Origin of the sequence: Pseudarthrobacter sp. PH31-O2 (assembly GCF_030063265.1) — a bacterium.
Classification (GTDB): Bacteria; Actinomycetota; Actinomycetes; order Actinomycetales; family Micrococcaceae; genus Arthrobacter.
Map to the genome: position 1 here is coordinate 56,934 of NZ_JASIST010000005.1, position 25,251 is coordinate 82,184.

The 25,251-nt window shown below is 65.1% G+C and carries 23 protein-coding genes; 13 read left to right on the forward strand and 10 right to left on the reverse strand.

Features of this window, described 5'->3' with window-relative positions; genetic code table 11:
- Positions 1–6: 6 nt before the first annotated feature.
- The 4 genes from QMG72_RS09415 to QMG72_RS09430 all read left to right on the forward strand — a co-directional run bounded on the left by QMG72_RS09415 (position 7) and on the right by QMG72_RS09430 (position 3,374).
- Positions 7–1,044: a carbohydrate ABC transporter permease gene (locus QMG72_RS09415; RefSeq protein ID WP_226773413.1), complete on the forward strand. Its 1,038-nt coding sequence runs from the start codon at positions 7–9 to the stop codon at positions 1,042–1,044.
- Positions 1,041–1,928 (forward strand): carbohydrate ABC transporter permease, encoded by an 888-nt coding sequence (locus tag QMG72_RS09420; protein ID WP_226773412.1) that lies wholly within the window; start codon positions 1,041–1,043, stop codon positions 1,926–1,928. The genes QMG72_RS09415 and QMG72_RS09420 overlap by 4 nt, the downstream gene beginning before the upstream one ends.
- Positions 1,929–1,938: 10 nt before the next feature.
- Complete coding sequence (locus QMG72_RS09425; RefSeq protein ID WP_226773411.1) at positions 1,939–2,193, forward strand: hypothetical protein; 255 nt, start codon at positions 1,939–1,941, stop codon at positions 2,191–2,193.
- Between the two features lie 92 nt (positions 2,194–2,285).
- Positions 2,286–3,374 (forward strand): LacI family DNA-binding transcriptional regulator, encoded by a 1,089-nt coding sequence (locus tag QMG72_RS09430; protein ID WP_226773410.1) that lies wholly within the window; start codon positions 2,286–2,288, stop codon positions 3,372–3,374.
- 7 nt (positions 3,375–3,381) lie between these two features.
- Here QMG72_RS09430 and QMG72_RS09435 read toward each other — a convergent pair whose 3' ends face one another.
- The gene (locus QMG72_RS09435) at positions 3,382–4,266 is read right to left on the reverse strand and encodes a DUF8083 family protein (protein ID WP_226773409.1); all 885 of its coding nucleotides are present in this window, start codon (positions 4,264–4,266) and stop codon (positions 3,382–3,384) included.
- Between the two features lie 31 nt (positions 4,267–4,297).
- Complete coding sequence (locus tag QMG72_RS09440; protein ID WP_226773408.1) at positions 4,298–5,104, reverse strand: exodeoxyribonuclease III; 807 nt, start codon at positions 5,102–5,104, stop codon at positions 4,298–4,300.
- Positions 5,105–5,268: 164 nt separating this feature from the next.
- Here QMG72_RS09440 and QMG72_RS09445 point away from each other — a divergent pair, with 164 nt between their 5' ends.
- From QMG72_RS09445 to QMG72_RS09460, 4 genes are all read left to right on the forward strand, one after another.
- A complete protein-coding gene (locus QMG72_RS09445) occupies positions 5,269–6,768 on the forward strand; it encodes a CoA-acylating methylmalonate-semialdehyde dehydrogenase (protein WP_226773407.1) in 1,500 nt (499 codons plus the stop codon).
- Complete coding sequence (locus QMG72_RS09450; RefSeq protein ID WP_226773406.1) at positions 6,768–7,835, forward strand: enoyl-CoA hydratase/isomerase family protein; 1,068 nt, start codon at positions 6,768–6,770, stop codon at positions 7,833–7,835. The genes QMG72_RS09445 and QMG72_RS09450 overlap by 1 nt, the downstream gene beginning before the upstream one ends.
- Positions 7,828–8,745: a 3-hydroxyisobutyrate dehydrogenase gene (gene mmsB / locus QMG72_RS09455; RefSeq protein WP_226773405.1), complete on the forward strand. Its 918-nt coding sequence runs from the start codon at positions 7,828–7,830 to the stop codon at positions 8,743–8,745. Before QMG72_RS09450 ends, mmsB begins: the two co-directional genes overlap by 8 nt.
- Before the next feature lie 62 nt (positions 8,746–8,807).
- Positions 8,808–9,587 (forward strand): enoyl-CoA hydratase, encoded by a 780-nt coding sequence (locus QMG72_RS09460; RefSeq protein WP_226773404.1) that lies wholly within the window; start codon positions 8,808–8,810, stop codon positions 9,585–9,587.
- Positions 9,588–9,708: 121 nt separating this feature from the next.
- On the opposite strand, the gene QMG72_RS09465 is transcribed toward QMG72_RS09460, so the two are convergent.
- The 3 genes from QMG72_RS09465 to QMG72_RS09475 all read right to left on the reverse strand — a co-directional run bounded on the left by QMG72_RS09465 (position 9,709) and on the right by QMG72_RS09475 (position 12,514).
- The gene (locus QMG72_RS09465) at positions 9,709–10,137 is read right to left on the reverse strand and encodes a DUF1761 domain-containing protein (RefSeq protein ID WP_226773403.1); all 429 of its coding nucleotides are present in this window, start codon (positions 10,135–10,137) and stop codon (positions 9,709–9,711) included.
- 88 nt (positions 10,138–10,225) lie between these two features.
- Positions 10,226–10,732, reverse strand: a complete 507-nt coding sequence (locus QMG72_RS09470) for a MarR family winged helix-turn-helix transcriptional regulator (RefSeq protein ID WP_226773402.1) — start codon at positions 10,730–10,732, stop codon at positions 10,226–10,228.
- A gap of 36 nt (positions 10,733–10,768) precedes the next feature.
- Positions 10,769–12,514 carry an AMP-binding protein gene (locus QMG72_RS09475; RefSeq protein WP_226773401.1) on the reverse strand — a complete coding sequence of 582 codons (1,746 nt, stop codon included), beginning with the start codon at positions 12,512–12,514 and terminating at the stop codon, positions 10,769–10,771.
- A 264-nt stretch (positions 12,515–12,778) separates the two neighbouring features.
- On the opposite strand from QMG72_RS09475, the gene QMG72_RS09480 reads away from it, so the two are divergent.
- Positions 12,779–13,912 carry an acyl-CoA dehydrogenase family protein gene (locus QMG72_RS09480; protein WP_226773451.1) on the forward strand — a complete coding sequence of 378 codons (1,134 nt, stop codon included), beginning with the start codon at positions 12,779–12,781 and terminating at the stop codon, positions 13,910–13,912.
- 156 nt (positions 13,913–14,068) lie between these two features.
- On the opposite strand, the gene QMG72_RS09485 is transcribed toward QMG72_RS09480, so the two are convergent.
- Together QMG72_RS09485 and QMG72_RS09490 are read right to left on the reverse strand one after the other, a co-directional pair.
- Positions 14,069–15,874, reverse strand: coding sequence for a sensor domain-containing diguanylate cyclase (locus tag QMG72_RS09485; RefSeq protein ID WP_226773400.1), 1,806 nt, complete (start codon positions 15,872–15,874; stop codon positions 14,069–14,071).
- 195 nt (positions 15,875–16,069) lie between these two features.
- Positions 16,070–16,273, reverse strand: a complete 204-nt coding sequence (locus QMG72_RS09490; protein ID WP_013599688.1) for a cold-shock protein — start codon at positions 16,271–16,273, stop codon at positions 16,070–16,072.
- A gap of 158 nt (positions 16,274–16,431) precedes the next feature.
- Here QMG72_RS09490 and QMG72_RS09495 point away from each other — a divergent pair, with 158 nt between their 5' ends.
- Positions 16,432–17,175, forward strand: coding sequence for a glycosyltransferase family 2 protein (locus QMG72_RS09495; RefSeq protein WP_226773399.1), 744 nt, complete (start codon positions 16,432–16,434; stop codon positions 17,173–17,175).
- On the opposite strand, the gene QMG72_RS09500 is transcribed toward QMG72_RS09495, so the two are convergent.
- Genes QMG72_RS09500 through QMG72_RS09510 form a run of 3 tightly spaced genes read right to left on the reverse strand, consistent with a single transcriptional unit; the run spans position 17,172 to position 20,323 of the window.
- Positions 17,172–18,110, reverse strand: a complete 939-nt coding sequence (locus tag QMG72_RS09500) for an alpha/beta fold hydrolase (RefSeq protein ID WP_226773398.1) — start codon at positions 18,108–18,110, stop codon at positions 17,172–17,174. The two genes, QMG72_RS09495 and QMG72_RS09500, sit on opposite strands and share 4 nt — an antisense overlap.
- A gap of 58 nt (positions 18,111–18,168) precedes the next feature.
- Entirely contained in the window at positions 18,169–19,224 is a 1,056-nt protein-coding gene (locus tag QMG72_RS09505) for an alpha/beta hydrolase (protein ID WP_226773397.1), read from the reverse strand.
- A gap of 43 nt (positions 19,225–19,267) precedes the next feature.
- The gene (locus QMG72_RS09510; RefSeq protein WP_226773396.1) at positions 19,268–20,323 is read right to left on the reverse strand and encodes a zinc-dependent alcohol dehydrogenase family protein; all 1,056 of its coding nucleotides are present in this window, start codon (positions 20,321–20,323) and stop codon (positions 19,268–19,270) included.
- Between the two features lie 344 nt (positions 20,324–20,667).
- On the opposite strand from QMG72_RS09510, the gene QMG72_RS09515 reads away from it, so the two are divergent.
- From QMG72_RS09515 to QMG72_RS09525, 3 genes are read left to right on the forward strand one after another with little or no spacing between them, the layout of a single operon-like run.
- Complete coding sequence (locus QMG72_RS09515; protein ID WP_226773395.1) at positions 20,668–22,596, forward strand: hydantoinase/oxoprolinase family protein; 1,929 nt, start codon at positions 20,668–20,670, stop codon at positions 22,594–22,596.
- A gap of 49 nt (positions 22,597–22,645) precedes the next feature.
- Positions 22,646–23,086 carry an acetone carboxylase subunit gamma gene (locus QMG72_RS09520; RefSeq protein WP_256446489.1) on the forward strand — a complete coding sequence of 147 codons (441 nt, stop codon included), beginning with the start codon at positions 22,646–22,648 and terminating at the stop codon, positions 23,084–23,086.
- 27 nt (positions 23,087–23,113) lie between these two features.
- Entirely contained in the window at positions 23,114–25,240 is a 2,127-nt protein-coding gene (locus QMG72_RS09525) for a hydantoinase/oxoprolinase family protein (RefSeq protein ID WP_226773393.1), read from the forward strand.
- The last annotated feature ends 11 nt before the right edge of the window (positions 25,241–25,251 follow it).

Sequence of the window (25,251 nt, forward strand, 5' to 3'; positions counted from 1 at the left end):
TCCATCATGACAACCGAAGCAGGCCCGACGCCGGTCAAGACACCGGCGTCGGGCGGGGCCCCGGTCCCGCCCGCGGCCAAGGGTGTAGGCGAGGACAACCGGATCGCGACGCAGGGGCGCTGGGCATCCTGGCTCCTCGCGCCGACTGTTGTGGCATTGGGAATCGTGATCGTGTACCCGATCATCAGTGCCATGGTCATGTCATTCCAGAAAGATGCCGGACTGGACCCCGCTACGGGTCTTTTCACCGCCGGCGGGCCGGCAGGCTTCTCCAACTATGTGAACTGGCTTTTCCAACAGTGCGCTGCCGGCGGCGGCGGAACCGTGGCCTGCCCGCCGGGAACGCTTGGTGCGCAGTTCTGGTCCGCCACCAGCACAACCTTTTTCTTCACCGTCGTGACTGTGGCACTGGAAACGGTGCTCGGCTTCTGGATGGCCATCATCATGGCCCGGGCCTTCAAAGGCCGCAGCCTGGTGCGTGCGGCAGTCCTGGTACCGTGGGCCATTCCCACCGCCGTTACGGCAAAGCTGTGGCTGTTCATCTTCGCCTTCGAAGGCATCGGCAACAAACTCTTCAACACCACAATCCTGTGGACCGGGAGCGAATGGCCGGCCAGATGGGCTGTTATTATCGCGGACGTCTGGAAGACGACTCCCTTTATGGCGCTGTTGATTCTCGCGGGCCTGCAGATGATCCCCGCCGACGTTTACGAGGCCGCGAAGGTCGACGGTGCCAGCGCCTGGCAACGGTTCCGGATGATCACACTGCCGCTGGTGAAGCCGGCGCTGATGGTGGCCATCCTGTTCCGAACCCTGGACGCGCTGCGGATGTTCGACCTCCCGTACATCCTCACCGGCGGAGCGAACAACACCACCACACTCTCCATCCTGGTGATCAACCAGATCAGGCAAGGCTTCAACGCTGCGGCGGCCCTGTCCACCATCACATTTATCATCATCTTTCTTGTGGCTTTCATCTTTGTACGCTTCCTCGGAGCGAATGTGGTGGAGCAGCAAACCGGCGCAGCTAAGGGGAAGAAATGACAGCCGCGACCGAACTCCGCGCAGAGCAGGACCGGGGCCGGAAGACCGCGCAAAACCGCGAGAAGTGGACCCAGGGGCGCACATATATCAGTGCGGCCGTTATCCTCATCTGGTGCCTGGCGCCGGCCTACTGGATGGTCGTCACGGCGTTCCGCGACGTCGGCTACACCTACGACACCTCCCTGCTGCCGACGCACGTGACGCTGGACAACTTCCAAACGGCGTTCGACACGTCATTCGGGAACCATTTCGGCCAGGCACTGCTCAACAGCTTGTTCATCGGCGGGGTTGTCACAGCGGTGTCGCTGCTGATCGGCGTTTTCGCCGCCTACGCGCTGGCCCGGTTGAACTTCCGGTTCAAGTACCTGGTGCTGGGCTTTATCCTGGGTGCGTCCATGTTCCCAGGCGTCGCCCTCATCACGCCCCTGTTCCAGCTGTTCACCAATATCGGCTGGATGGGGTCCTACCAGGCCCTGATCATTCCGAATATCTCCTTCGTCCTGCCGCTGACGGTCTACACCATGACCTCGTTCTTCCGGGAAATGCCCTGGGAGCTTGAGGAAGCGGCCCGGGTCGACGGGTGTACCCAAGGTCAGGCGTTCCGGAAGGTGATCATGCCGCTCGCGGCGCCGGCGATTTTCACAACAGCGATTCTGGCGTTCATCTCCTCGTGGAATGAATTCCTTATCGCCAGCCAGCTCTCGAGCGACGCTACGCAGCCGGTCACGGTGGCCATTGCCAGCTTCGCCGGGGCGCAGCCGAACCAGGTGCCGTACACCGCGATCATGGCAGCAGGCACCATTGTGACCATCCCCCTGGTCATCCTGGTCCTGGTGTTCCAGCGCAAGATCGTGGCCGGGCTGACGGCTGGCGCCGTCAAATGATGGGTGCACGATGACTGCCGGGCGGACCGACGGCCATGTGCCGGCGACGCGACGCAAGGTTCGTTCCGGCGAGGATTTCGACATCATCATCGGCTTCCTGGGCTTCTGGGCGTTCGTGCTGCTGGTGGTCACCGTCTGGATGGAGGTGACCGCCCAGCCGGCGCTCGGCTGGGCGCTCGGTTTGCTGGGCATCTTGCTGGCGATCTACGCCATGATCCGGCTGCGCCGTCGGCTGCCCCGCCGGACGGCAACCAGGCCAAGCTAGGGCTCGAAGCCGCGGATCCAGGGTCGTCGGGGCTAACCAGGACCGCCTGCGTCCAGCCAGTGGCGTCCACAGAAAATCAATGAGGGGACACGGTGGCGAAGACAACAGACAGGGCTCAGCGCGGCGGCCATTCGGGCGTCAGCATCGAGGACGTCGCCGCCGCCGCCGGAGTGTCAACCGCCACCGTGTCCCGTGCTGTCCGTGGCCTGCCCCGGGTCTCCCCGGCCACCCGGGAAAAGATTCTGGGCATCGCCGAAGACCTCGGCTATGTGGCGTCCTTGTCAGCGTCGGGGCTTGCTACCGGGCGCACAAAGACTATCGGCGTGTTGGCACCCTTCGTCAGCCGCTGGTTCTTCTCCAAAGCCATCGAGGGCGCAGACCGTGAACTGCACACCCGGCAGTACAACCTGTCGCTCTTTAATCTCGGTGGCCACGGCAGCAACCGCGAGCGGCTCTTCAGCAAGACCATGGTCTATAAACAGATCGATGCGCTGCTGGTCCTGTGTATGGCGCTGACACACGAGGAAATCGAACACCTTCAGAAAATCGATATCCCGCTGGTCGTCGTCGGCGGCCACGTCGAAGAATGCCCGTATATCGGGATCGACGACTACGCCGCCGCAGCGACGGCGGTGCGGCACCTGATCAGCCTCGGCCACAGGGATATCGCCCTGCTGCACGGAGACGATGAGACCGACCTCAACTTCGACGTCCCCCGGGTCCGGATCACGGCCTTCCAGGATGTTATGGCGGAGGCCGGGCTGAGGGTCCGGGACGAATGGGACGAATGGGGCGACTTTACGCTCAGCAGTGGCCAGGAAGCCTTCCGCCGGCTCTGGGCCCGGCCCGGCCCGAGGCCTACGGCGATCTTCTGCGCTTCCGATGAGATGGCCATGGGGGTCATTTTCGAGGCGCGCCGCGCCGGTGTGCGGATCCCTGAGGAGGTCTCCGTGATCGGGATCGATGACCACGACTTCTCGGAGGCCATGGGTCTCACGACGGTCAGGCAGCGTCCGGACGAGCAGGCGGAGCTGGGCACGAAAATGCTGTTGGACGAACTCGACGGCATCACCGGTTCAGTGCAGTCGGCGGTGGCCCCACACCAGCTCATTATCCGAAGCACGACGGCGCCGCCCCGCAGCGCCGGGCTGGTTGCCCGTGCGGCCGCGGCGGGGGCCTGACAGCCGGTCAGGACGCGCGGGCCAGCTGCCGGATGGGGATCCACCGTGATGCCAGCCGACGGTAGGCGGCGGCAGCGCCGGTCATGTCCCCTTCGGCGAGGCACTCAATGCCCAGCCTTACATCCATCGGTGAGTCATCCGGGTAGACCTTGTCCGCCACGGCCCCGTAATCCAGTTCCACTACCGAGCCCGGGTGGAAGAGCTCCAGCCATTCGGTGAGCTGGGTGAGGTCCTCCAGCATGTCCAGATCCGGGGCGGCCAGGGCCAGATGCGCCACTGCGTAGCGGACGCGCTCCAGCGCCTCGCCGATCGTCGCGCGGATGCGTACGGTGACAATGCGGCCATCGTATTCCACCACGTCGGCAGGGTCTGATTCGGTGAAGAGGCAGAACCAGCTGAACGGGATGCCCCACGTCGACGCCCTGGTGTGGAGCCGTCCCAGCCCGGCATGTGAGCGTGCTTCATCGATGCGTTCCTGGTGCCGTTCGCGCTGCTCCGCCGGGATCAGCAGCCGGGCCAGCGGACCGTGAATGCCCTCCATCAGGGCGTTGGCTGCCAGCCCTGCCCGGAGAACCAGCTGACTGGGGCAGTACAGCATCCGCTTTGGTTGCCCGGCGTCGGATGCCGCTGCGCCCCCGGCGCTTCCCGGCACCGCGAGGGCCCGCACCAGATCGGTTGCCCCAGTGGGGAACGGGTCCCCGCCCTGGCGGGTAATGCGGCCAAGAGAAGCGAGTAGCTCGGCGTTTTCGACCTCAGCCCGGGAATCAGCGCGGGCTTGGGTTGCGCGCAGCTCCTCCTGCTGGTCCGCGGGGAACGCCTCCAAGGGTTCGTAGATCCGCAGCGACGAGGAGAACGGCAGCCCGGCCTGCCCGCGGTAGAGGTTCCCCGTCATTGGATCACGCCGTTTACCTGGGCCCGGCACATCAGTCGCTCAGCTCCACGATCACGGGGGCGTGGTCCGATGCGCCTTTGCCCTTGCGTTCCTCGCGGTCGATTGAGGCTCCGGTGGTGCGGGCGGCCAGTGCGGGGGAGGCAAGGACGAAATCGATCCGCATGCCCTCCTTTTTGGGGAAACGCAGCTGGGTGTAATCCCAGTACGTGTAGACGCCCGGGCCGGGGGCGTGCGGGCGCACAACGTCTTGGAAGCCGGCATTTTCGAAGGCGCGGAAGGCGTCCCGTTCCGGTTCGCTGACGTGGGTGAGGCCCGCGGTGCGAAAGTAGTCGATGTCCCAGACGTCCTCGTCCCGCGGAGCAATGTTCCAGTCGCCCATCAGGGCGATCTGCGCTGCGGGGTCCTGTTGCAGCCAGCCCTCGGCGTGGGTCCGCAGGGTGTCCAGCCAGTTGAGTTTGTACGGCATGTGTTCATCGTCGAGGGCCCGGCCGTTGGGGACGTACAGGCTCCAGACCCGGACTCCGCCGCAGCTCGCACCGATGGCGCGGGCCTCCTGCACGGCGTCCTTGCCGTTTTTGCCGAAGACGGGCTGGTCAAGGAAGGTCCGTTCGACGTCGTCGAGCCCCACCCGGGAGGCGATCGCCACCCCGTTCCACTGGCTCAGGCCGAAATGCGCCACCTCGTAGCCCATGTTCTCGAAGAGCTCCCACGGGAAGTTGTCGTCCTTGCACTTGGTTTCCTGGATGGCCAGGACATCACAGTCGGAGCGTTGAAGCCAGGCTTCGACGCGGTCGGCGCGGGCGCGGAGCGAGTTCACATTCCAGGTAGCTATCTTCACAGTTCCTAACCTACCGAACTTGGCTGCCGGACGAAGCCGCCGGCCGGGGCCCCTCTGGAATTTAGTAGGAAGTCCGAGTATATTCGGGAGCAGAAGATGGTGCAGGTCACATCCGGCCTGTTCCGTTACTGCGGCAATCACACGGTGCAAAGGAGCATTCCCTTATGGTTCGCGAGCTATCCCACTACATTGACGGACAGCATGTTGAAGGCACCTCGGGGCGCTTCAGCGATGTCTACGATCCCTGCACCGGCGAGGTCCAGGCCCGGGTGCCGCTGGCCAGCGCCGAGGAGGTCCGCAACGTGGTCTCCAACGCGGAAAAGGGCCAGCTTGAATGGGCCGCCATGAACCCGCAGCGACGCGGCCGGATTTTGCTCAAATTTGTCGATCTTGTCAACCAGAACATGGACGAACTCGCGACCCTGCTGTCCTCGGAACACGGTAAGACTTTCCTTGACGCCAAAGGGGACGTCCAGCGCGGCATCGAGGTTGTGGAATTCGCCGCGGGAGCCCCGCACCTGCTTAAGGGCGAGTTCTCGGATAGCGCCGGGACCGGCATCGATGTCCACTCGATGCGCCAACCGCTCGGCGTCGTCGCCGGGATCACCCCGTTTAACTTCCCGGCCATGATCCCGCTCTGGAAGTCGGGGCCGGCCCTCGCTGCGGGCAACTCATTTGTGCTGAAGCCCTCCGAACGGGACCCCTCGGTGCCGCTGCGCCTCGCAGAGCTGTTCACCGAGGCAGGCCTGCCGGACGGGGTGTTTAACGTCGTCAACGGCGATAAGGAAGCCGTGGATGCGCTGCTGGAAGACCCCCGGGTCCAGGCCATCGGCTTTGTGGGCTCCACGCCGATTGCCCAGTACATCTACGCCACTGCCGCCGCTAACGGCAAACGCGCCCAGTGTTTCGGCGGCGCCAAGAACCACATGGTCATCATGCCGGACGCGGACCTGGACATGGCCGCGGATGCGCTGATGGGTGCAGGCTTTGGCTCCGCCGGCGAACGCTGCATGGCCATTTCCGTTGCCGTCCCGGTCGGCAAGGCCACCGCCGATGCACTCGTCGCGAAGCTGCAGGAGCGCATCGCGGAGCTCAAGGTCGGCCACAGCCTCGCCAAGGACTCCGACTTCGGCCCGGTCGTGGCGGCTTCCGCCAAGGAACGGATCGAAGGGTATATCCAGGCCGGCGTCGACGAGGGCGCAACCCTGCTGGCCGACGGACGCGGCCTTACAGTCGAGGGCTATGAGGGCGGCTTCTGGGTCGGCCCCACCCTGTTCGACGACGTGACAAAGGATATGGCGATCTACAAGGAAGAGATCTTCGGCCCGGTCCTCAGCGTGCTCCGCGCCGAGGACTACGACGAGGCCCTGCGCCTGTGCAGCGAGCACGAGTTTGGCAACGGCGTCGCCATCTTCACCCGCGACGGTGACTCCGCCCGCGACTTCGCCAGCCGGGTCCAGGTGGGCATGGTCGGCATCAATGTCCCCATCCCGGTGCCGATCGCCTACTACACCTTCGGCGGCTGGAAAGCCTCCGGCTTCGGCGACCTCAATCAGCACGGCGCCGACGCGTTCCGTTTCTACACCAAGACCAAAACGGTCACCACCCGCTGGCCCTCCGGCATCCGCACCGGTGCCAGCTTCGTGATGCCGGAAGGCAGCTGATGCCGGACCAGGCGGCCGACGGGACCGCCGAAGTCCTGTTTGAGCGCCGCGGCCGGCTCGGCGTCGTCACCCTGAACCGGCCCCGGGCTGTCAATGCGCTCACCGCAGGGATGGCGGCCGCCATGCTGGACCAGCTCACGCTCTGGACCAGCGACGACGCCGTCGCGGCCGTGCTGGTCCGCGGCGCCGGTGACCGTGGGTTGTGCGCGGGCGGCGACATTGTGGCCATCTACCGTGACATGCTTGACGGCGGCGACGCGACCGCCGGTTTTTGGGCCGGGGAATATGCACTGAACTCCCTTATCTCGGACTACCCCAAGCCGTACGTCGCGTTGATGGACGGGCTGGTCCTTGGCGGCGGAGTGGGGATCTCCGCGCACGGCTCAATCCGGATCGTCACCGAACGTACCCGGATGGGCATGCCGGAGACCACCATCGGTTTTGTGCCCGACGTCGGCGGGACCCTGCTGCTCTCGCGCTCACCGGGGGAGACAGGCACCCACGCGGCACTCACCGGCGCGCACCTAAGCGGCGCCGACGCCCTGTTCCTGGGGCTCGCGGACCACTTCGTTCCATCGGCGAACCTCGTGGAACTTACCCGGGCGCTGGAAAATGAAGCGGCGGACACCGCCGTCGCGCGCTTTTCAGAGCAGGCGCCAGCCTCCGTTCTAGCGGCACAGCAGGAATGGATCGATGCCTGCTACGCCAGCGACGACGCCGAGGAGATCCTTCGCCGGCTGCGCACAGTGGGCGGGGAAGCATCCGATGTCGCCGACACCATCGAAGCCAAGTCGCCCACGGCGGTGAAAGTGGCGCTGGAATCCCTGCGCCGGGTCCGCGGACTAAACCTGGAGGAAGCCCTGGAACAGGAATACCGGGTGGGACTGCGGTTCCTCGCCGGATCCGACTTCCGCGAAGGCATCCGCGCCCAGGTCGTGGACAAGGACCGCACCCCGCATTGGCAGCCGCCCAGCCTCGCGGAAGTCAGCCGCGCCGACGTCGAATCCTATTTTGCGCCGCTGGGTGACCGTGAACTGAAGCTTGCAAAGGAGCGCGACAATGTCTGAAGCCCTGCCCTCTGTTGCCTTCCTGGGCCTTGGCCACATGGGCGGACCGATGGCCGTCAACCTGGTCAAAGCCGGCTACACAGTGACCGGATTCGATGTGGTGCCGGCCGCACTGGAAGCTGCCCGGGCGCACGGCATCGCCACCGCGGGCACCGCCGCCGAGGCCGTCGCCGGCGCCGGCGTGGTGCTGACCATGCTGCCCAGCGGCAGGCATCTGCTCGATGCCTACCGCGGTACCGGCGGCCAACCGGGACTGCTGGCCGTGGCACCGCCCGGCACGCTCTTCTTGGATTGCTCCACGATCAACGTGGACGAGGCGCGCGAAGCCGCGGAACTTGCCGTTGCGGCCGGCCACCGGGCCGTTGACGCCCCGGTTTCCGGCGGCGTTGTGGGTGCCGAGGCAGGCACGCTGACCTTTATGGTGGGTGCGCTGCCGGCGGACTTTGCGGCGGTGACACCGATGCTCGAAGTCATGGGACGGCGCGTCGTCCACTGCGGGGAGCACGGCGCCGGGCAGGCCGCCAAGATCTGCAACAACATGATCCTCGGCGTCTCCATGATCGCTGTCAGTGAGGCCTTTGTGCTCGGTGAGAAGCTGGGCCTGACCCACCAGGCTCTTTTTGACGTCGCGTCGGCGGCCTCCGGGCAGTGCTGGGCGTTGACCACCAACTGCCCGGTCCCCGGACCGGTGCCGGCAAGCCCGGCCAACCGGGACTACCAGCCCGGTTTTGCCGGCGCCCTGATGGCGAAGGACCTCAAGCTGGCGCTCAACGCGCTGGAGAGCACCGGTGTTGCCGCCCGGCTGGGGCCGCTCGCTGCCGAAATCTACGATACCTTTGCCGCGGAAGGCGGGGCGGGCCGGGACTTCTCCGGCATCATCACCGATATCCGGGACAAATCCGCGGACTAGCCGTTCCGGACGCCGACACGTCGAACACCAACCACTTCCGAACAACAACTGAGGGGACTGACATGACGGAGCAGTACACAAACATTTTGGTGGAGCGGCGCGGCCGGGTGGGGCTCGTGACGCTCAACCGGCCCCAGGCCCTGAACGCCCTCAACAAGGCCACCATGGACGAACTCGTGGCCGCCGTGTCCGCGATGGATACCGACCCGGACGTGGGTGCGGTGGTACTAACCGGCTCAGCCAAGGCCTTCGCGGCCGGGGCTGACATCAAGGAAATGCAGTCCAAAGGCTACATGGACATGTACGCGGCCGACTGGTTCCGGGGCTGGGAAGAGTTCACCAGGCTGCGCATCCCGGTGGTGGCGGCCGTGTCCGGATTCGCCCTCGGCGGCGGCTGCGAGCTGGCCATGATGTGCGATTTCATCATCGCCGGGGACAACGCCAGGTTCGGCCAGCCGGAAATCAACCTTGGTGTGCTGCCCGGCATGGGCGGCTCACAGCGCCTGACCCGCGCGGTGGGCAAGTCCAAGGCGATGGACATGATCCTGACCGGCCGGTTTATGGACGCCGATGAAGCCGAACGCGCCGGGCTGGTATCCCGCGTGGTGCCGGCCGCGGACGTTGTGGAGGAGGCCCTCAAGGCCGCCGAAGTGATTGCCTCCAAGTCCAAGCCGGTGGCGATGGTGGCCAAGGAAGCAGTAAACGCCGCCTTCGAAACCGGGCTGGCCCAGGGCGTGCTCTTTGAACGCCGCGTGTTCCACTCGCTGTTCGCCACCGAGGACCAGAAGGAAGGCATGGCGGCCTTCACCGAGAAGCGCCAGCCCGTCTTCACGCACCGCTAAGCAGGGCGCCGCGCCCCAGTTCCTGCGCACTGGCACAGTTCCTGTCACACGCAAAAGCCCTGCCGCTGCCGAATTCCGGTGGCGGCAGGGCTTTTGCGTGTCACCGGGCCCGATCCGCGGCTCAGGTAGCGCTGATCCCGAACAGGCCGATGATCAGGGCCATCACCATCAGGGTCACGAGTTCGTGGACGCAGTTCAGCACGGTGAGTCCGGCCGGACGGCGCTCGAAGGCATCGTGGGTGATGAACCGCGCGGCCGTGAAGCCGGCCCAAAGTATCAGGCTGGTGACCAGGGTGTTGAGCAGGAAATTGCCGCCGTAAAAGTGCTGCGAGATCGCGGCGGACCCGGCCAGCACCCAGGCGCTGACGAAGCTGACCACCAAGGTGACCAGGATCGGCTTGACGGCATCCTTGGCCTCCCCGCTTGGATTGACTTTGGCGACCCGCATCCAGTAGTTGCCGAACACCTTTGGCGTGTACCAGACGGAGCCGACCACCATGCTTGACAGGGTGGCCAGCAGCACCGCCCAGATGTTAATTTCCGGAATCATCGGTCTCTCCTCAAGTCCAGGATGGGTACTTCACGAATCCTATTTGGCCACCGGCCGTGTGCTTCGTCTGCTCCAGCGTCCGCCGGGGTCAGCCGCTGAAGTCGCCGGCGTCGCGGCGGAAGGTGCCCAGGATCCGGATCAGTTGGTCGACGTCCTGCGCCGGAAAGCCTGGCTGGGCGAACACCTCGGAGTTGAGCTCCGCCGTGGCCCGCTGGGCCAACGTCCGCCCCTCCGTGGTGAGCTCGATCAGGGTGGTGCGCCCGTCCGTGGGGTGCGGGGAGCGGAAAACCAGCCCGGCGCCCTGTAACCGGTCGACGGCGTTCGTCACCGAGGTGGGATGGACCTGCAGCAGCGCGCTCGCCTTATTCATCGGCAACGCACCGCCGCGGGCGAAGCTCAGCAAGGCGAGCAGTTCGTACCGGGCGAACGTCAGCCCGAACGGCTTAAGGACCCCTTCGATCCGGGCCAGCAGGATCTGCTGGGTCCGCATGATGGCGGTGATGGCAGCCATCGGTGCGGCGACGTCGGACCAGCCGTGCCGCTCCCAGTTCAGCCGGGCGTCGGCGATCGGGTCACGCGGCAGCGGCGTTGCCACGATGCTCCCTGCTTTCGGTGCTGAATCCCATCGGGCTCAGCCTAGCTTCTTGGAAGTGCTCTTCAACCCGGGGAAGTCGGCTTCCGAGTACTCAGTGCCCAGTCCGGCCGGAACCGTTCCGCCGCCATGGCGAAGTTCCTCGCTGCGCCGCAGCTCGACCCGCCGGATCTTGCCCGAGATGGTTTTGGGCAGTTCGGCGAATTCCAGCCGGCGGATTCGTTTGAACGGGGCGAGGTGGTCGCGGCAGTAACGCAGGATGTCCTCGGCCAGTTCGGGGCCCGGCTCGTGCCCGGCGGCCAGGACCACAAACGCTTTGGGCACCGAGAGCTTGAGCGGGTCGGGGGAGGGTACGACGGCGGCTTCCGCCACTGCCGGGTGCTCGATCAGCACACTTTCGAGCTCGAAGGGAGACAGCCGGTAGTCCGAGGATTTGAAAACGTCGTCGCCTCGGCCCACGTAGGTGATGATGCCGCGCTCGTCCCGGCTTGCCATGTCGCCGGTGTGGTAGTAGCCGCCACGGAAGGCCTCCGCGGTCTTTTCAGGGTCGCCGTAGTATGCCTTCATCAGCCCTACAGGGCGGGGCTCCAGACGGAGGCAGAGCTCACCGTCGTCGCCCTCGGCCCCCGTCGCGGGGTCCACGAGGACGACGTCGTAGCCGGGAAGCGGTTTGCCCATGGCTCCGATCTTGATTGGCTGGCCGGGCGTGTTCGCGATCTGCACGGTGGATTCGGTCTGGCCGAAGCCGTCGCGGATGGTCTGTCCCCAGGCACGGTGGACCTGGTCAATGACCTCCGCGTTGAGGGGTTCACCGGCGGAGACCACCTTGCTGGGCGGGTTCTTGAGCAGGGTCAGGTCAGCCTGGATGAGCATCCGCCAGACCGTCGGCGGGGCGCAAAAGCTTGTCACCGATTCGCGGTCCATCTGCTCCATCAGCGCCTTGGCATCGAAGCGTTCGTAGTTGTAGATGAACACGCAGGCTTCGGCGATCCAGGGCGTGAATACGTTGGACCAAGCGTGCTTGGCCCATCCGGGGGAGGCCACGTTTAGGTGCACATCGCCGGGTTCCATTCCAATCCAGAACATGGTGGATAAGTGGCCCACCGGGTAGGACGTGTGCGTGTGCTCCACGAGTTTGGCCTTGGACGTGGTGCCTGAGGTGAAGTAGAGCAGCATAGTTTCGTCGGCCAGGGTCGGCACGTCCGCAGTGAATTCTTCCGCTGCACCGGCGGCTTCGGTGTACTGCAGGGCGGCCGTGTCCGTTTCGTCGCCGTCGCCGTCGCCGATTTCGATTAGTCTGTAGCCGCCCGGAACCTCGTCGAACTTCTTGATATTGGCGCTTCCGACGGCGGCCCAGTTAGCGCCGCCGCGCTCCACCCGGTCATTGAGGTCCGCCGGTCCCATCAAGGTGGTTGTGGGGATCATAACGATGCCCAGCTTGATCCCGGCGAGCATCAGTTCCCAGAGTTCAACCTGGTTGCCGAGCATAATGATCATCCGGTCACCGCGCCGCACACCCTGGCTGCGCAGCCAGTTGGCCACCTGGGCCGAGCGACGGGACAGGTCCGCGTAGCTGCGCCGAGTGGCCGTGCCGTCCTGTTCGACGATCACGAGGGCGGGCTTGCCCGCCTTGGCCGGGTCCGCCGCGATCTGGTCGAACCAATCCAGGGCAAAGTTGAAATACTCAAAGCGCGGCCACTGGAATTCGCTGCGCGCCGCTTCATAGTTATTGCGGAGATCGAGCATGCGGTCGCGTGCCGCGCGGAATTCCTCAGTGACTGTCATGGTGCACCTTTCGACGTCTGGTGGCGCAGCCGTTTCAGCCCGGCGCCGTTGCCCGGCGATCACCCGTTCCCTAGTGATCGCCGTCACTGTGCAATATACTAGGACATCCAAGGGTTTGGAAGAGCCGGCTCGGTTCACGAATGGATCACAACGAAGGGATACATGCCCGTGCAGCCACAAGGACGTGTCAGCGGACAGCAGGCCACTGAGGGTAGGGCAGCCGTGGACGGTGCAGCGCCGCCGCCCTTCCCGGACGCCGATCTGATGTACATCGTGGATTTGCTTCCCCCGGCGGAACAGAACCGCTACCAGGAAATCCGCGATTTCCTCCAGTCCCGGATCCGGGCGGCCTCGATCGACTACTGGAACCGTGAGGAGTTCCCCTTCGGTCTGCTCGCCGAGCTCGGAAAATACGGCCTCGGCGGCCTCCAGACGGACGGCACCTCCAAGCTGTTCAAGGGCCTGATGTATGTGGAGGTGGCCCGCGCCGATGTGTCGCTCTCGGCGCTCGTCGGGATCCACAACGAGCTGATTGTCGGCATGATCGACCAGCTCGGCTCCGAGGCGCAGAAGGCACGCTGGCTGCCCGGGCTTACCGCCTTCACGCAGATCGGCGCCTTCGCCCTGACGGAGCCGGAGCACGGCTCGGATATTGCCGGCGGGCTGGCCACCACGGCCCGGCTGGAAGACGGCGAGTGGGTCATTAGCGGCGCCAAGCGCTGGATCGGCGCCGGCACCATCGCGGACTTCGCGCTGGTCTGGGCCCGGGATGTCGCTGACCAGCAGATCAAGGGCTTTATCGTGGAGACGGACCGCCCCGGATACACTGCCACAAAAATCGCGAACAAGATCGGGCTGCGGATCATGCAGAACGCGGACATCGTGCTCGACGCGGTCCGCATCCCGGAATCCAACCTCCTCCCCGGGGCTACCGACTTCTCCAAGGCCAACGAGCTGCTGCGCGATTCGCGCGCCTGGGTGGGCTGGCAGGCCGCCGGCATCCAACTGGCCGCGTTCGACGTCGCGCGTTCCTATTCGCTGGAACGCAAACAGTTCGGCAAGGAACTGGCCCGTTTCCAGTTGATCCAGCAGCAGTTGGCCGAGATCCTGGGCAACGCCTCGGCCTCGCTGTCGCTGATGGCGCAACTGGCCCGGATCCAGGAAGACGGAAAGCTTGAGATGGTGCAGGCCGCGATGGCCAAGTCCACCACCACCCGGCTGGCCCGGGCGTCGGTGGCGATGGGGCGCTCGCTGATGGGCGGCAACGGGATCAGCAGCGACTACGAGATGGGCAAGCTCTTTGGCGACGCCGAAATCCTGTACACGTACGAGGGCAGCTACGAGATCAACTCGCTGATCGTCGCCCGGGCCGTGACCGGGAAGTCAGCTTTCGTTTAGTCCGTGGACGTGGGCAGATCTAGCGTTTTAGCTTGAGCGATTTTTCGTTCCAGCGGCCGCCCCGGAATCAAGCTGCCGGACGCCATCCTGCGCGGCTTCCTGTCTTAAGCGGGGCCCCGGTCAGCGTAGGGCTGTGGCGCCGGGTTCGCCGCCGCTTTAGGCGCTTCGTCTGTCCTGCGCAGCCGCGGCCTCAAGGTCGGCCATCCCGGCGTCGTCCGCTGAAGGGACGTGGTACCGCTGGCAGCGGTTCCGGCCGCCATGCTTGGCGGCGTACAGCGCACGGTCCGCGCAGGAGAGCAGGCTATGTGTGCCGGCTTCCAGCAGTTCGCAGACTCCAGCGGAGATCGTGATGGACCCGACGCCGTCAAAGGGCTGGGACGCGATGGCTTCGCGGGCTCGTTCGGCGGCCTCCAGCGCCTCGGCTGCGTCGCGGCCGGGCAACAGCCAGACGAACTCCTCGCCGCCGAACCTGGCGACGGTCTCGCCCTGGCGGGCTACCCGGCGCAGTCGTTCGGCGACTTCGGAAAGAACTGTGTCGCCGGTGAGGTGGCCAAAGGTGTCATTGACTCGCTTGAAGAGATCGATGTCCAGGACAACGGCGCTGAGCGCGCTCCCGCTGGTCTGCGCGAGCTCCACCTCCCTGTCGAGGGTTTCTTCCAGGGCCCGGCGGTTTGGCAGCCCGCTGAGCATGTCGGTGCTTGCTTGCCGTTCCAGGCTCGCCCGGGCCTCGGCGTTGGCGATGGCAATCTCCACAAGCTCGGCAAATTGCGCGAGCCGGGCCAGCACCGACTCCGTCAGGGCCGTGGCGGACTTCGACGTCAGGGCGAGCACGCCCCACAGCGAACCATTGACCCGAATGGGTGCTGCGGCGCTGGACCGGAATCCGCCGGCAAGCATCTGCTCAGAGGTGAAGCCGCCGTCGGGGCCGTAAGTGACCAAGGCAGGCTTGCCGGTGACAGCGACCCGGACAGTGGCGGAAGAATCGGTGGCCGTGAAGATGTGTGTTCGGCTCAGCGTGGGTGGAAGTACGGGTGCCATCGCTACGATTTCGGCGGACGTGGGGCCGGTCAGGCGCGCCACGGCGGCCGAATCGACGTCGAAAAGTGTCCTGACAATGGTGGCGACCTGGCCTGCGATCTCCGCCGGGGCCTCGCTGCGGGCCACCGCGGTGGCGATTTCATGCAGGGCTGCCCAGGTCTTTTCCTGCTGCCGGCGGACGGTCACGTCCACGGCGACCACCATGCCGGCGGCGTCGTCGTCGGAGAAGACCGGGCGGGCGGTCAGAAGGTAATGGCGCTCGCCGATGGTCCGTTTCCAGGTGACTTCCTTACCGGCGAGGGCGGCCCGGTACCGCGGCTCCAGTTCGTGGGCCAAGCCTGCGTTAAGGGCGTCGTGGAGCAGCCGGCCTTCCATGGCTTCAGGGTTGTAGCCGAATGCTTCCAGCTCCTGCCCCTCCGCCACCAGGTAGCGCAAGTCCGCATCGAACAGAAGTACAAAGACCCCGGGAATGCTGCGGGCCAGTGTCCGGTACCGGTCCATGTCGCGCTGCTGGCGGCGCTCGGCCAGGACCCGCTCGGTGATGTCGGTGACCAGCACAAAAAAGCCCTGGACAGCGCCATCCCTGACGTCCGGAACGTAGGATGCCTGGGCGTATCGGGTTGCGCCAGCGGCGTCCACCAGGGTCCGGTCAAAGAGCTGCGGTTCACCGGTGAGCACTTTCTCGATGTACTGCCGGTTTACGGCGAAGAGCTTCTCGCCGAGCAGGTCCTTGATATGGAGTCCGTGCATCTGCCGGGGATCGACCTTGAACCACTCACCGTAGGCGTCGTTGGCGAGGCAGTTGCGCAGATCCTTGTCCCAGTAGCCAATCATTGCGGGAATCCCGTTCAGGACTGCCCGGATCAGTTCCGGCAGTGGCGGCGGGATTGCTGCATCCCGGTTCAGAGGACTGCGAGTGGTCATTTTCCTAGTATCCACGCCATGGCCCCGCAGGGAAGAACTGTCACGGACATCGGAGGAACCACACGCTCCGCACCGGGCCGCGTACCGGAGGCGTCCCGGACGACAAACGCCCCTCCCGAGAAATCCTCGAGGGGGGCGTTTGTGGTCTTGGGGAAAGCATGGCGGCCGGCTGGCCGATGCTGCTATCCGGGGTATTTAGAGCGGGCGGATGTTCTCAGCCTGCGGGCCCTTCGGACCCTGGGTGACGTCGAACTCGACCTTCTGGTTCTCGTCCAGGGAGCGGTAGCCGCTGCTGGCGATTGCCGAGTAGTGGGCGAAAACGTCGGCCGACCCGTCATCCGGGGCGATGAAGCCAAAACCCTTTTCGGCGTTGAACCATTTAACTGTGCCTGTAGCCATGCCATATCCTTCTGAAATGCTGCTGATCTCCGGCGGCCCGGAGGCCAACGGCTGCGGAGACATTCGTCCGCTGTTGCCCAACCTACGGGGCCGAGGGCCATGGTGCAAGAGGCTAACGGGGGCATTTCCCCACGCCGCGGGTCTATAGTCGGGGCACTATGACAACAATCTCGGTGGTTATCCCTACCCGGAACGATGCTGACATGCTCGCTGTGTGCCTGGCCGCACTCGCCCGCCAGACCCGTCGGGCCGACGAAATCGTAGTGGTGGACAATGCCAGCACTGACGACACCGCACGGGTTTGCGCCGCCGCGGGCGCCCGGCGGATCGCCGTCGAACTGCCGGGAATCGCCGCCTCCACGGCGTGCGGCTTCGATGAAGCCCGCTCCGAGCTGATCGCGCGGCTGGACACGGACTCGATCCCGGCAGCTGACTGGCTCGAGCGAGTAGCGGCGATACTGCAGGAGGCGGGCCCGCTATCCGCCGTTTCCGGCCCCGCAGATTTTTATGGCGAAGGCCGCTTCGCCCGATGGGTGGGCCGTCGCATCTATATTGCGGGATATTTCTGGGCCGTCGGCTGGCTGCTGGGGCATCCGCCGTTGTTCGGCTCGAACTTCGCGATGTGGTCCGATGTCTGGGACCGCGTCCGCGGCTCCGTCCACCGGGGCTTCCCGCTCGTCCACGACGATCTGGACATTTCCTACCGGATCCCGCCCGAAGTGACGGTGATCGCCGCCCCGTCGCTGCGGGTGCAGGTCTCGGCGCGGCCGCTGGCCAGCTGGCGCTCCGTCGGGCGCAAGCTGTCGATGACCTGGACCACCTTCGGCGTCGAGTTCGCGGACGAGCCACCGTTCCGGCGGCGTCGCCGCCGTCGGCAGTGGGAACGGGACCACCGGCGCTAGGCGGACTCGTAAAGCGCGATCAGATCGCGGCTCAGTTGGTACGGCGAGGTTTCGTTTGGGCTGTGGCCGCCCCGGTAAACCACAATGCGGGCACCGATCGACTGGGCGAAGCGGCGGTGCAACGCCAGCGGCCAGAGGTCATGCTCGCCGACGGCGACAAGTTTTGGCAGCGTCGCCGCGGCCAGCGCCGCCCGAAGGTCCGGCGCACGCTGCATCAGGGCGAAGATGTCATTCACGGAGCTCCGGCGGGTGAAGCGGAACCGGTGCTTCACAAACCGTAGACGCTGGGGCGGGACGTGGATCACATTCGCGCGGATGCCCCAGACCATCAGCGCGGCACCGATTCGCGGGTTGGCCCGGCCGCTGAAGCGGCCGATGCGCTTAACCCCACGAAAGCCCTGGCCCGGTTCGGGCGGGCAGCTCAGCAGCGTGAGGCTCCGGAACTTCTCCGGACGCCGGATGCAGGCCAACTGGGCAACTATCGCGGCGAAGGAATACCCGACGACGTGGGCGGCCCCTTCTTCTCCGTCCAGCATCGCGACCAGGTCACGAGTGAACAAGTCGTAATCGTAGTGCGTGCGTTCGGGCATGAGGTGTTCAGGGCCGGCCGCCGCGGAGTCGTACTGGCCGGCGATGTCATAGCTCACGGCGAAATAGCCAGCAGCGGCGAGCTCCGGAAGCATCAGGACAAAGTCTTCCTTGGAGCCCGTGGCCCCGGGAATCATCAGCACTCGAGGGTTACCCGGTGTACCCATGGAGAGTGTGGCGAGGGGGCCGCTGGGGGCGTCGAAGGTCCCCCGGACAGCGCCCTCGGGCACGGCGGCCCAGTCCACGTCGCCCAGGGCGGCATCCCGGCGGGCGGCTTCGTCAACCAGCGCCGATCCGAACCCCTCGGGTTCCGGACCGTTGTGCGCAGTGCTGTCAGCGGACGCCATGGACTAAACATAGCCCCGTAGGGATCCGGCCGGGGCTACCCGGCTGGGCTGACCGCGCTCAGGCCACCTTGCCCACGAAGGCGCGGAGCCGGCGGTACACCTCCTGCGATTCCGGGTAGCGGTAGTTCTGCTGCCAGGTGTGTTCGGTATTGGCGCTGTCCCAGGCATAGACAAGGCTGTCCACGGGAACGGAATGTTCGTGCAGGCGGGCGATGAAGTTCATGTTGGCGGCGTAGAAGAAATCCCGTTCAGATGTGGTCACAAAGACCGGCGGGAAACGGGAATCCAGCCATTCGATGGGTGAGAGAAAGATTGCGCCGTTGCGCAGCGCCTCGAGCCGGCCGGAACTGGAGCCGCGGAACCTGCTGCCGAAGCGGAGGCCCGGCATCAGCATCCTGATGAAGTCCAGGCTCAGCACGAAGCCCTTGTCGAAAAAGACGGAGAAGTCCACCACGCTGCAGTGCTGGACCAGGCCCTTGAAATCTGCCGCGGGCACGGCTGGCGTCAGCCCGTGATGCCGCGCGAGCTCCGGCCGGAAGCTGGCTGCAGTCAGGAGGGCAGCAATCTGGCCGCCGGCTGAGTCGCCGCCAAGCACGATCCGGGATCCATCGCCGCCGTAACCGTCGATGTTGCGCCGCACCCAGGCGAGCGCGGCGTTGGCGTCCGCCAGGACGTGGCCCATATGGAACCGCGGCGCCATCCGGTAGTTGACATTGACCACCACCATGCCGCCCTCGGCCTGGCTCGCGCAGTACTTGGTCAGTGAGGCCTTATCTCCGGAGGTCCAGCCGCCGCCGTGGAAATACACGTAGACGGGCAGCGATCCCGCCGCAGCGGACCCGGCCGGTGCGGTGACTTCGGGGTGGGGGGTGATGACGTCCAGGCGGTGCGCCCGGATGCCGTCGCCGACAAAATCGATGTCGTGGAAATATTCGACGCCGGTAATCGGGTCGGTGTTGAAGCGGGAATTCTCGCTGGCCCGCACCGAGTGCATCAGCACCCGCCACGTCCACACCGGAACCCGCCGCAGCACGTTCCGGGCCCGGCGGGCCAAGGCAAAGGTGCCACCGGACTGTTGGGGTCGGTGGACGGGCTGGCACGCCGGCGTTGTCATGACCCCATTCTATCTGGCACAACTGTGCTACGGCTGTGCGGCCTCAGGGAGTCAGCAGGACCTTGATGGCACGCCGTTCATCCATGGCCCGGTAGGCTTCCGGGGCTTCCTCCAGCGGCATCACCACGTCGAAGACCCGGCCCGGATTGATCGTGCCGTCGAGGACGTCCGCCAGCAGCTCCGGGATGTAGGTCCGGGCCGGGGCCATTCCACCGCCGATGGAAATATTCGTGTCGAACAGGTAGCGCAGCGGGATCTCGCTGCCGCCGGTGGGGACACCGACAAAGCCCAGCGCGCCGCCCGGGCGGGTGCTGCGCAGCGCCTGGTCCATGGATTCCTTGGTTCCGACGCACTCAAGGACGGAATCGGCCAGTACCCCGCCGAGGAGTTCGCGGACCCTGGCGACGCCGTCGTCTCCGCGTTCTTCCACAATGTCGGTGGCGCCGAACTCCCGGGCGATCGCTTGCCGGTCGGCGTGGCGGGACATCGCGATGATCCGTTCGGCCCCAAGCCGCTTGGCGGCCAGCACCCCGCAGAGCCCGACAGCGCCGTCGCCTACCACCACGACGGTCCGGCCCGGCCCGACCTTCGCGGCGAGGGCAGCGTGGTGGCCGGTGGCCATCACATCGGAGAGCGTGAGCAGGCTCTTCCGGAGGGCGTCGTCGGGTTCGCTGATTCCGGGAACCTTGACCAGGGTAGAACCGGCCAGCGGGACGCGGACCGCCTGGCCCTGGCCGCCGTCGACGCTCAAGCCGCTATCGTCGGTGCCGCCCCAGCCGGCCAGATGCTCACAGGCCACTGTTACACCGTTGAGGCACTGCGGGCAGGCCCCGCAGCTGACCACAAACGGTGCAATCACCAGGTCCCCGATGGCAAGGCTGGTAATTGCCTCGCCGACGCTCTCCACCGTGCCGATAAATTCGTGTCCGATGGCGGACGGCCTGTGGGTGGGCTTTACCCCCCGGTAGGGCCACAGATCGGAGCCGCAGACGCAGGACGCGGTGACTTTCACAACGGCGTCGGTGGGCAGCTGGATGGTGGGGTAGTCGCGGTCTTCGACCCGGATGTCACCGGGGCCATGGATGATGGTGGCGCGCACGAAGGCTCCTTGCGTGGGGGTGGGCAGGCTTGGACCGAGTTTAGTCCTCCCGGCCCGCGGGGCGAAGGGGGATCACTTCCCTGATCTGCGGTTCAGCCCTTGTGCTTGCCGCGGCTTTTACAACTAGGCCTGACTCCAACGCGACCCCGCGTTGCTTTATGCCCCCTCCGCCACCCACCCGGGTAGTCGTCCAGTCCTTGAAGAGTCCACCCGGTCAGGTGGTTGCGGGCCACTCCGGCCGCTGAGCCACACTGAGACCAGTCCTCAATGTGGCTTGGATCACAGTCGAAAGTTGAGGAATTCGCCGCTGGTGTCACCGCGCCTCAACATACAAAGGAGTATCAATGGAACGGCTCATTAACATCGACAACGGTGGGACGCTGACCGATATCTGCGTCTGGGACGGTGAGAATTTCTCGTTCACGAAGACTCTCACCACGCCCTTTGACCTCTCCCAGTGTCTCTTCGACGGCATGGCCAAAGCTTCCAAGGAAATCTTTGGCGAAGAGGATCTCCCCGGGCTTCTGCACTCAACCCGTCACATCCGGTACTCCACCACCCAGGGGACAAATGCCCTCGTGGAGCGCAAGGGTCCCCGGATTGGTATCCTCACAGACAGCCCCGCGCTGGCCGGTGAGCTCCGCAAGGGCGGGGCGGCCGCTGAGCTGTTTGAAGACCTTGTCGGGACGCGGGTGGCAGTCATCCATGCCGACCAGGACGTGGAGGAGCTCGCCCAGGAAATTGTGAAGCACGTCAACCGGCTGACGACCGACGGCGCCGCCCGGCTGGTCATCGCCATGGCCGACCGCAACAAGGAGAAGGCCGTCAAAGGCGTTCTGCTCCGAAAGTTCCCCCGCCACCTGCTGGGCTCGGTACCCATGTTGTTCTCCTGGGAATTCACGCCCGACACCGTCCAGGCCCGCCGGGTGTGGTCCGGAATCATCAACTCCTTCCTGCACCCCACCATGGAGCGGTTTCTCTACAGCACCGAGCACCGGCTGCGGGACCATAAGGTCAAGAACCCGCTCCTCATTTACCGCAATGACGGAGCTTCGTCGCGGGTGGCCAAGTCTGTCGCGTTGAAGACCTACTCTTCCGGTCCGCGCGGCGGGCTGGAAGGGACCAAGGCCCTCTCGGAGGCCTATGGACTCGCGCACGTTCTGATGATCGACGTCGGCGGTACCACCACTGACGTCGGCTCGGTCAAGAACTCGACCATCTCGACGGACCGCAGGGGCGCCATTCAGGGAGTCCCGGTGTCATTCGAGATGAGCAACGTCCATTCCAGCGGCGTGGGGGGCAGTTCCGTCATTGCCCTTCGCCACGGCGTCATTACCGTCGGCCCCGAGAGCGTCGGAGCTGCACCGGGTCCCGCTTGTTTTGGTTTTGGGGGCAAGCAGGCCACGATCACGGACGTAAACCTACTGCTCGGCGTGCTCGATCCGGACACCTACCTCGATGGAGGCTTCAGTCTGGACGCGGAACGCTCCCGCGCAGTCATCACCGAAGTCATCGCGGAACCTTTGGGGATCACCCTGAATGAAGCCCTGATCCGGATGGAGGCCGCCTACTTCGAACGTATGTCGCAGTCCTTTGCCGCCGACGTCGAGGCTGCGGACGCCACAACAGTTGCTGCGTTCGGAGGTGCCGGACCGATGAGCGCGTGTGGTGCCGCGCGGATCGCCGGCGTCCGCCGTGTCCTGGTGCCCAAGATGGCCGCCGTCTTCTCAGCCTTCGGAATCGGTTTTTCCGACATTGCTCAGACCTATGAGGCCAACGTCGCGGGAATGGACGCGGAAAACTTCGGCGCAACCAAGGCGACGCTGCTGGCCCGGGCGGCGCGGGACATGTTCCAGGAGGGCCACGAAATTGACGAATGCCGGCTCGAATGGAATGTGGTGCTCGAAGACGCCGACGGCCAGCTGGTTTCCGAGCTGCCGTACCTGGCTTCCGACCCGCAGCCCGGCACCAGCAACCACAACACCTTGCTGACCCTGACGGCCCGGTATGAACTGCCGCACGCATCGATCAGGCGGGCCGAATCAGTGGCGAAGACGCCCGCCGTCGCCGCCTCCACCCGAAAGGTCCGCTCCGCCGTGGACAAGGTCGACGATGTTCAGGTCTTCGACCTGGACAGCCAAACGGCCGGGGCTTCGGCGGCTGGCCCCGCAATCGTCGAAGGCCCCTACTTCACGGCCCGGGTGCCGCATGGCTGGGTCTTCGACGTGACGGTCTCCGGAGACCTAATGCTCACAGACACCCTCCAGAAGTGACCCCAAACTACAGCCAAGAAAACAGGTGAGACACGCTATGCGAATTCCAATGACGGAATATCTGATCATCGATCTCGACACTGAACGGTGGAACTGCAAGGTCTGCAACCAGGACCTCGGCGAGGCCAGAGGCAACTACAAGGAAGGGACACTGGTCTACGACCGGGACCCCACGGAAATCCACCAGTCGATCCTGGACCCGGAGAAGTACGAATTCACCTTCGCTCCGGACCCCACATTCTGCCGGATTCTTGAGTTCTACTGCCCGGGTTGCGGGACACAGCTGGAGACGGAGTACGTACCGCCGGGACACCCGCCCACGGTGGACATGCTGTGGGACATCGACTCGCTCCGCGAAACCTGGATCAAGCGGGGCACCAAGCCTGAGACCGTCATCAACTACGGACCCGGCGAAGAGGCGGTCGCCGATTTCAGCCCGCCACTCGGCTCCTACAACACCCACAACCATTCCCCCCATTCGTTCAGCTAGTACTTGGAATAAAGGAGACCACTGGTCATGAAACGAATCTCCGTCGACATCGGCGGCACATTTACCGACTGCTTTTTTGCCTGGGAAGACCAGTACGTTGAAGCAAAGGCGCTCACCACGCACCACAACCTGGCCCAAGGCTTTAATGAAGCACTCGACCTCGCCTGCTCACGCGCCGGACTGGACCGGGACCTCGTCCTGAAGGAAGTCGACTCAGTCCGCTATGCCACCACCCTCGGCACCAACGCCCTGATCGAAGGTAAAGGCCCACGTGTGGGGGCGCTGGTCACCCACGGCTTCGAGGACACCATCCCGCTCTCCCGAGGCCGTGGCTACGGCGAAGGACTGGACCCTTCCAAGCAGCAGAACATGCCCGATGCCACCCGGCCGGACCCGCTTGTGCCCCGCGCCTTGATCCGGTCGGTGAAGGAGCGGATCAACTCGGCCGGCAAGGTGGTCGTTTCGCTGATGGAAGACGATGTCCGCAGCCAGGTGCGCGAACTCGTGGACGCCGGAGCGGAAGCGATCGTGGTCTCCCTGGTCAACTCGACCGAGAACCCGGTCCATGAGCAGCAGATCCTGGAGATCATCCTGGACGAGTACCCTGCCCACGAGCTCGGAGCCATCCCGGTCCTGTTGGGAAGCCAGGTTTCGGGACGAAAAGGCGAGTACGTCCGTGCGACGTCGACGATCGTGGACGCGTTCCTGCACGAGATCATGTTCCACGCGCTGGGGCAGCTGTCCAACAACCTGCGTACGTCCGGTTACGACAAGCCCATGCTGGTGATACACAACTCGGGCGGCATGGCGCAGTCCAACTCGACGGATGCCCTGCAGACCATCCATTCCGGGCCCATCGCCGGAGTGGGCGCTGCCCAGCACCTGGCTAACAGCACTGGTCTGGGAAACGTAATCTCGACGGATATGGGCGGCACGTCCTTCGACATTGGCCTGGTCCCGGAGGGCGGCGTCAAGCACTACGACTTCCAGCCGACCATAGGCCGCTGGCTGGTATCGGTTCCCATGATCCACCTGCTGACGCTGGGTGCGGGAGGAGGTTCGATTGCCAGCTATGACCGCATCCACCACGCGGTACAGATCGGGCCGGAATCGGCAGGTTCGGATCCGGGCCCCGCGTGCTACGACCGCGGCGGCCTCCGCCCCACAGTCACGGACGCTGACCTGGTCCTGGGGTACCTGGACCCGGACAACTACGCCAACGGCTACATCAAGCTGAACAAAAAGCGTTCCGCCTACGCAATCGACGAGGTCCTCGCTGATGACCTAAACATGGATACCATCCAAGTTGCCAAGATCATCAAGAATGCTGTCGACGAGCAGATGGCGATCGGAATGGCCAAAGAGCTGCGGGTCCGGGGATACCTTCCGGAAGACTTCACCATGCTGGCCTACGGCGGCAACGGCCCCCTGCACGCCTGTGGCATTGCCGACCACGCCGGCATTCGCAGGATCCTCGCGCCGCCGTTTTCCTCGGTATTCTCGGCCTGCGGCGCCGGCAACATGAAGCCACTCCACATCCACGAGCGCGGCTCCCACGTGGTGCTTTACAACCCCACTGACCGCAGCCTCTACCAAAGCTACGACGAGCTGAACAATGTCATCCAGGAGCTGGAAGCGAAGGGCAAGGAAGACCTGATCCGCCAGGGGTACGACCCCGCCGACATCCGCTACAGCCTCGAGATGGACATGCGCTACGGGAACCAGCTGGTGACCACGGCCGTCGTTTTCGACATCAACCGCGTGAACGGCGTCGCCGACGTCCTTCACCTGATCCGGACGTTCTCGGATATCTATGGCAAACGCTACGGTGCCGGCAGCCAGGCTCCCGAGGCCGGTATCCGGGCCCAGACCGTGCGGGTGTCGTCCTATGTGGACGGGGACGTGGTCAAGTTCGATTCGATCGACTCCGGACACGACAGGACCATGCCCAGCCCGGTCGGCACCAGGCAGGTCCACTTCGTGAAGATCGACGGGGCCGTCGACACTCCGGTGTACGACGCCGAGGCCCTCCACCACCAACACGTCATCCACGGCCCGGCCATCGTCACCACCGAAAACACGACGTATCTGGTGGAACCGGGATGGCGCCTGGAACCGACATCCCAGGGAGCCGTGTGGTTCCTCAAAGACTGATCCCGTGCCGC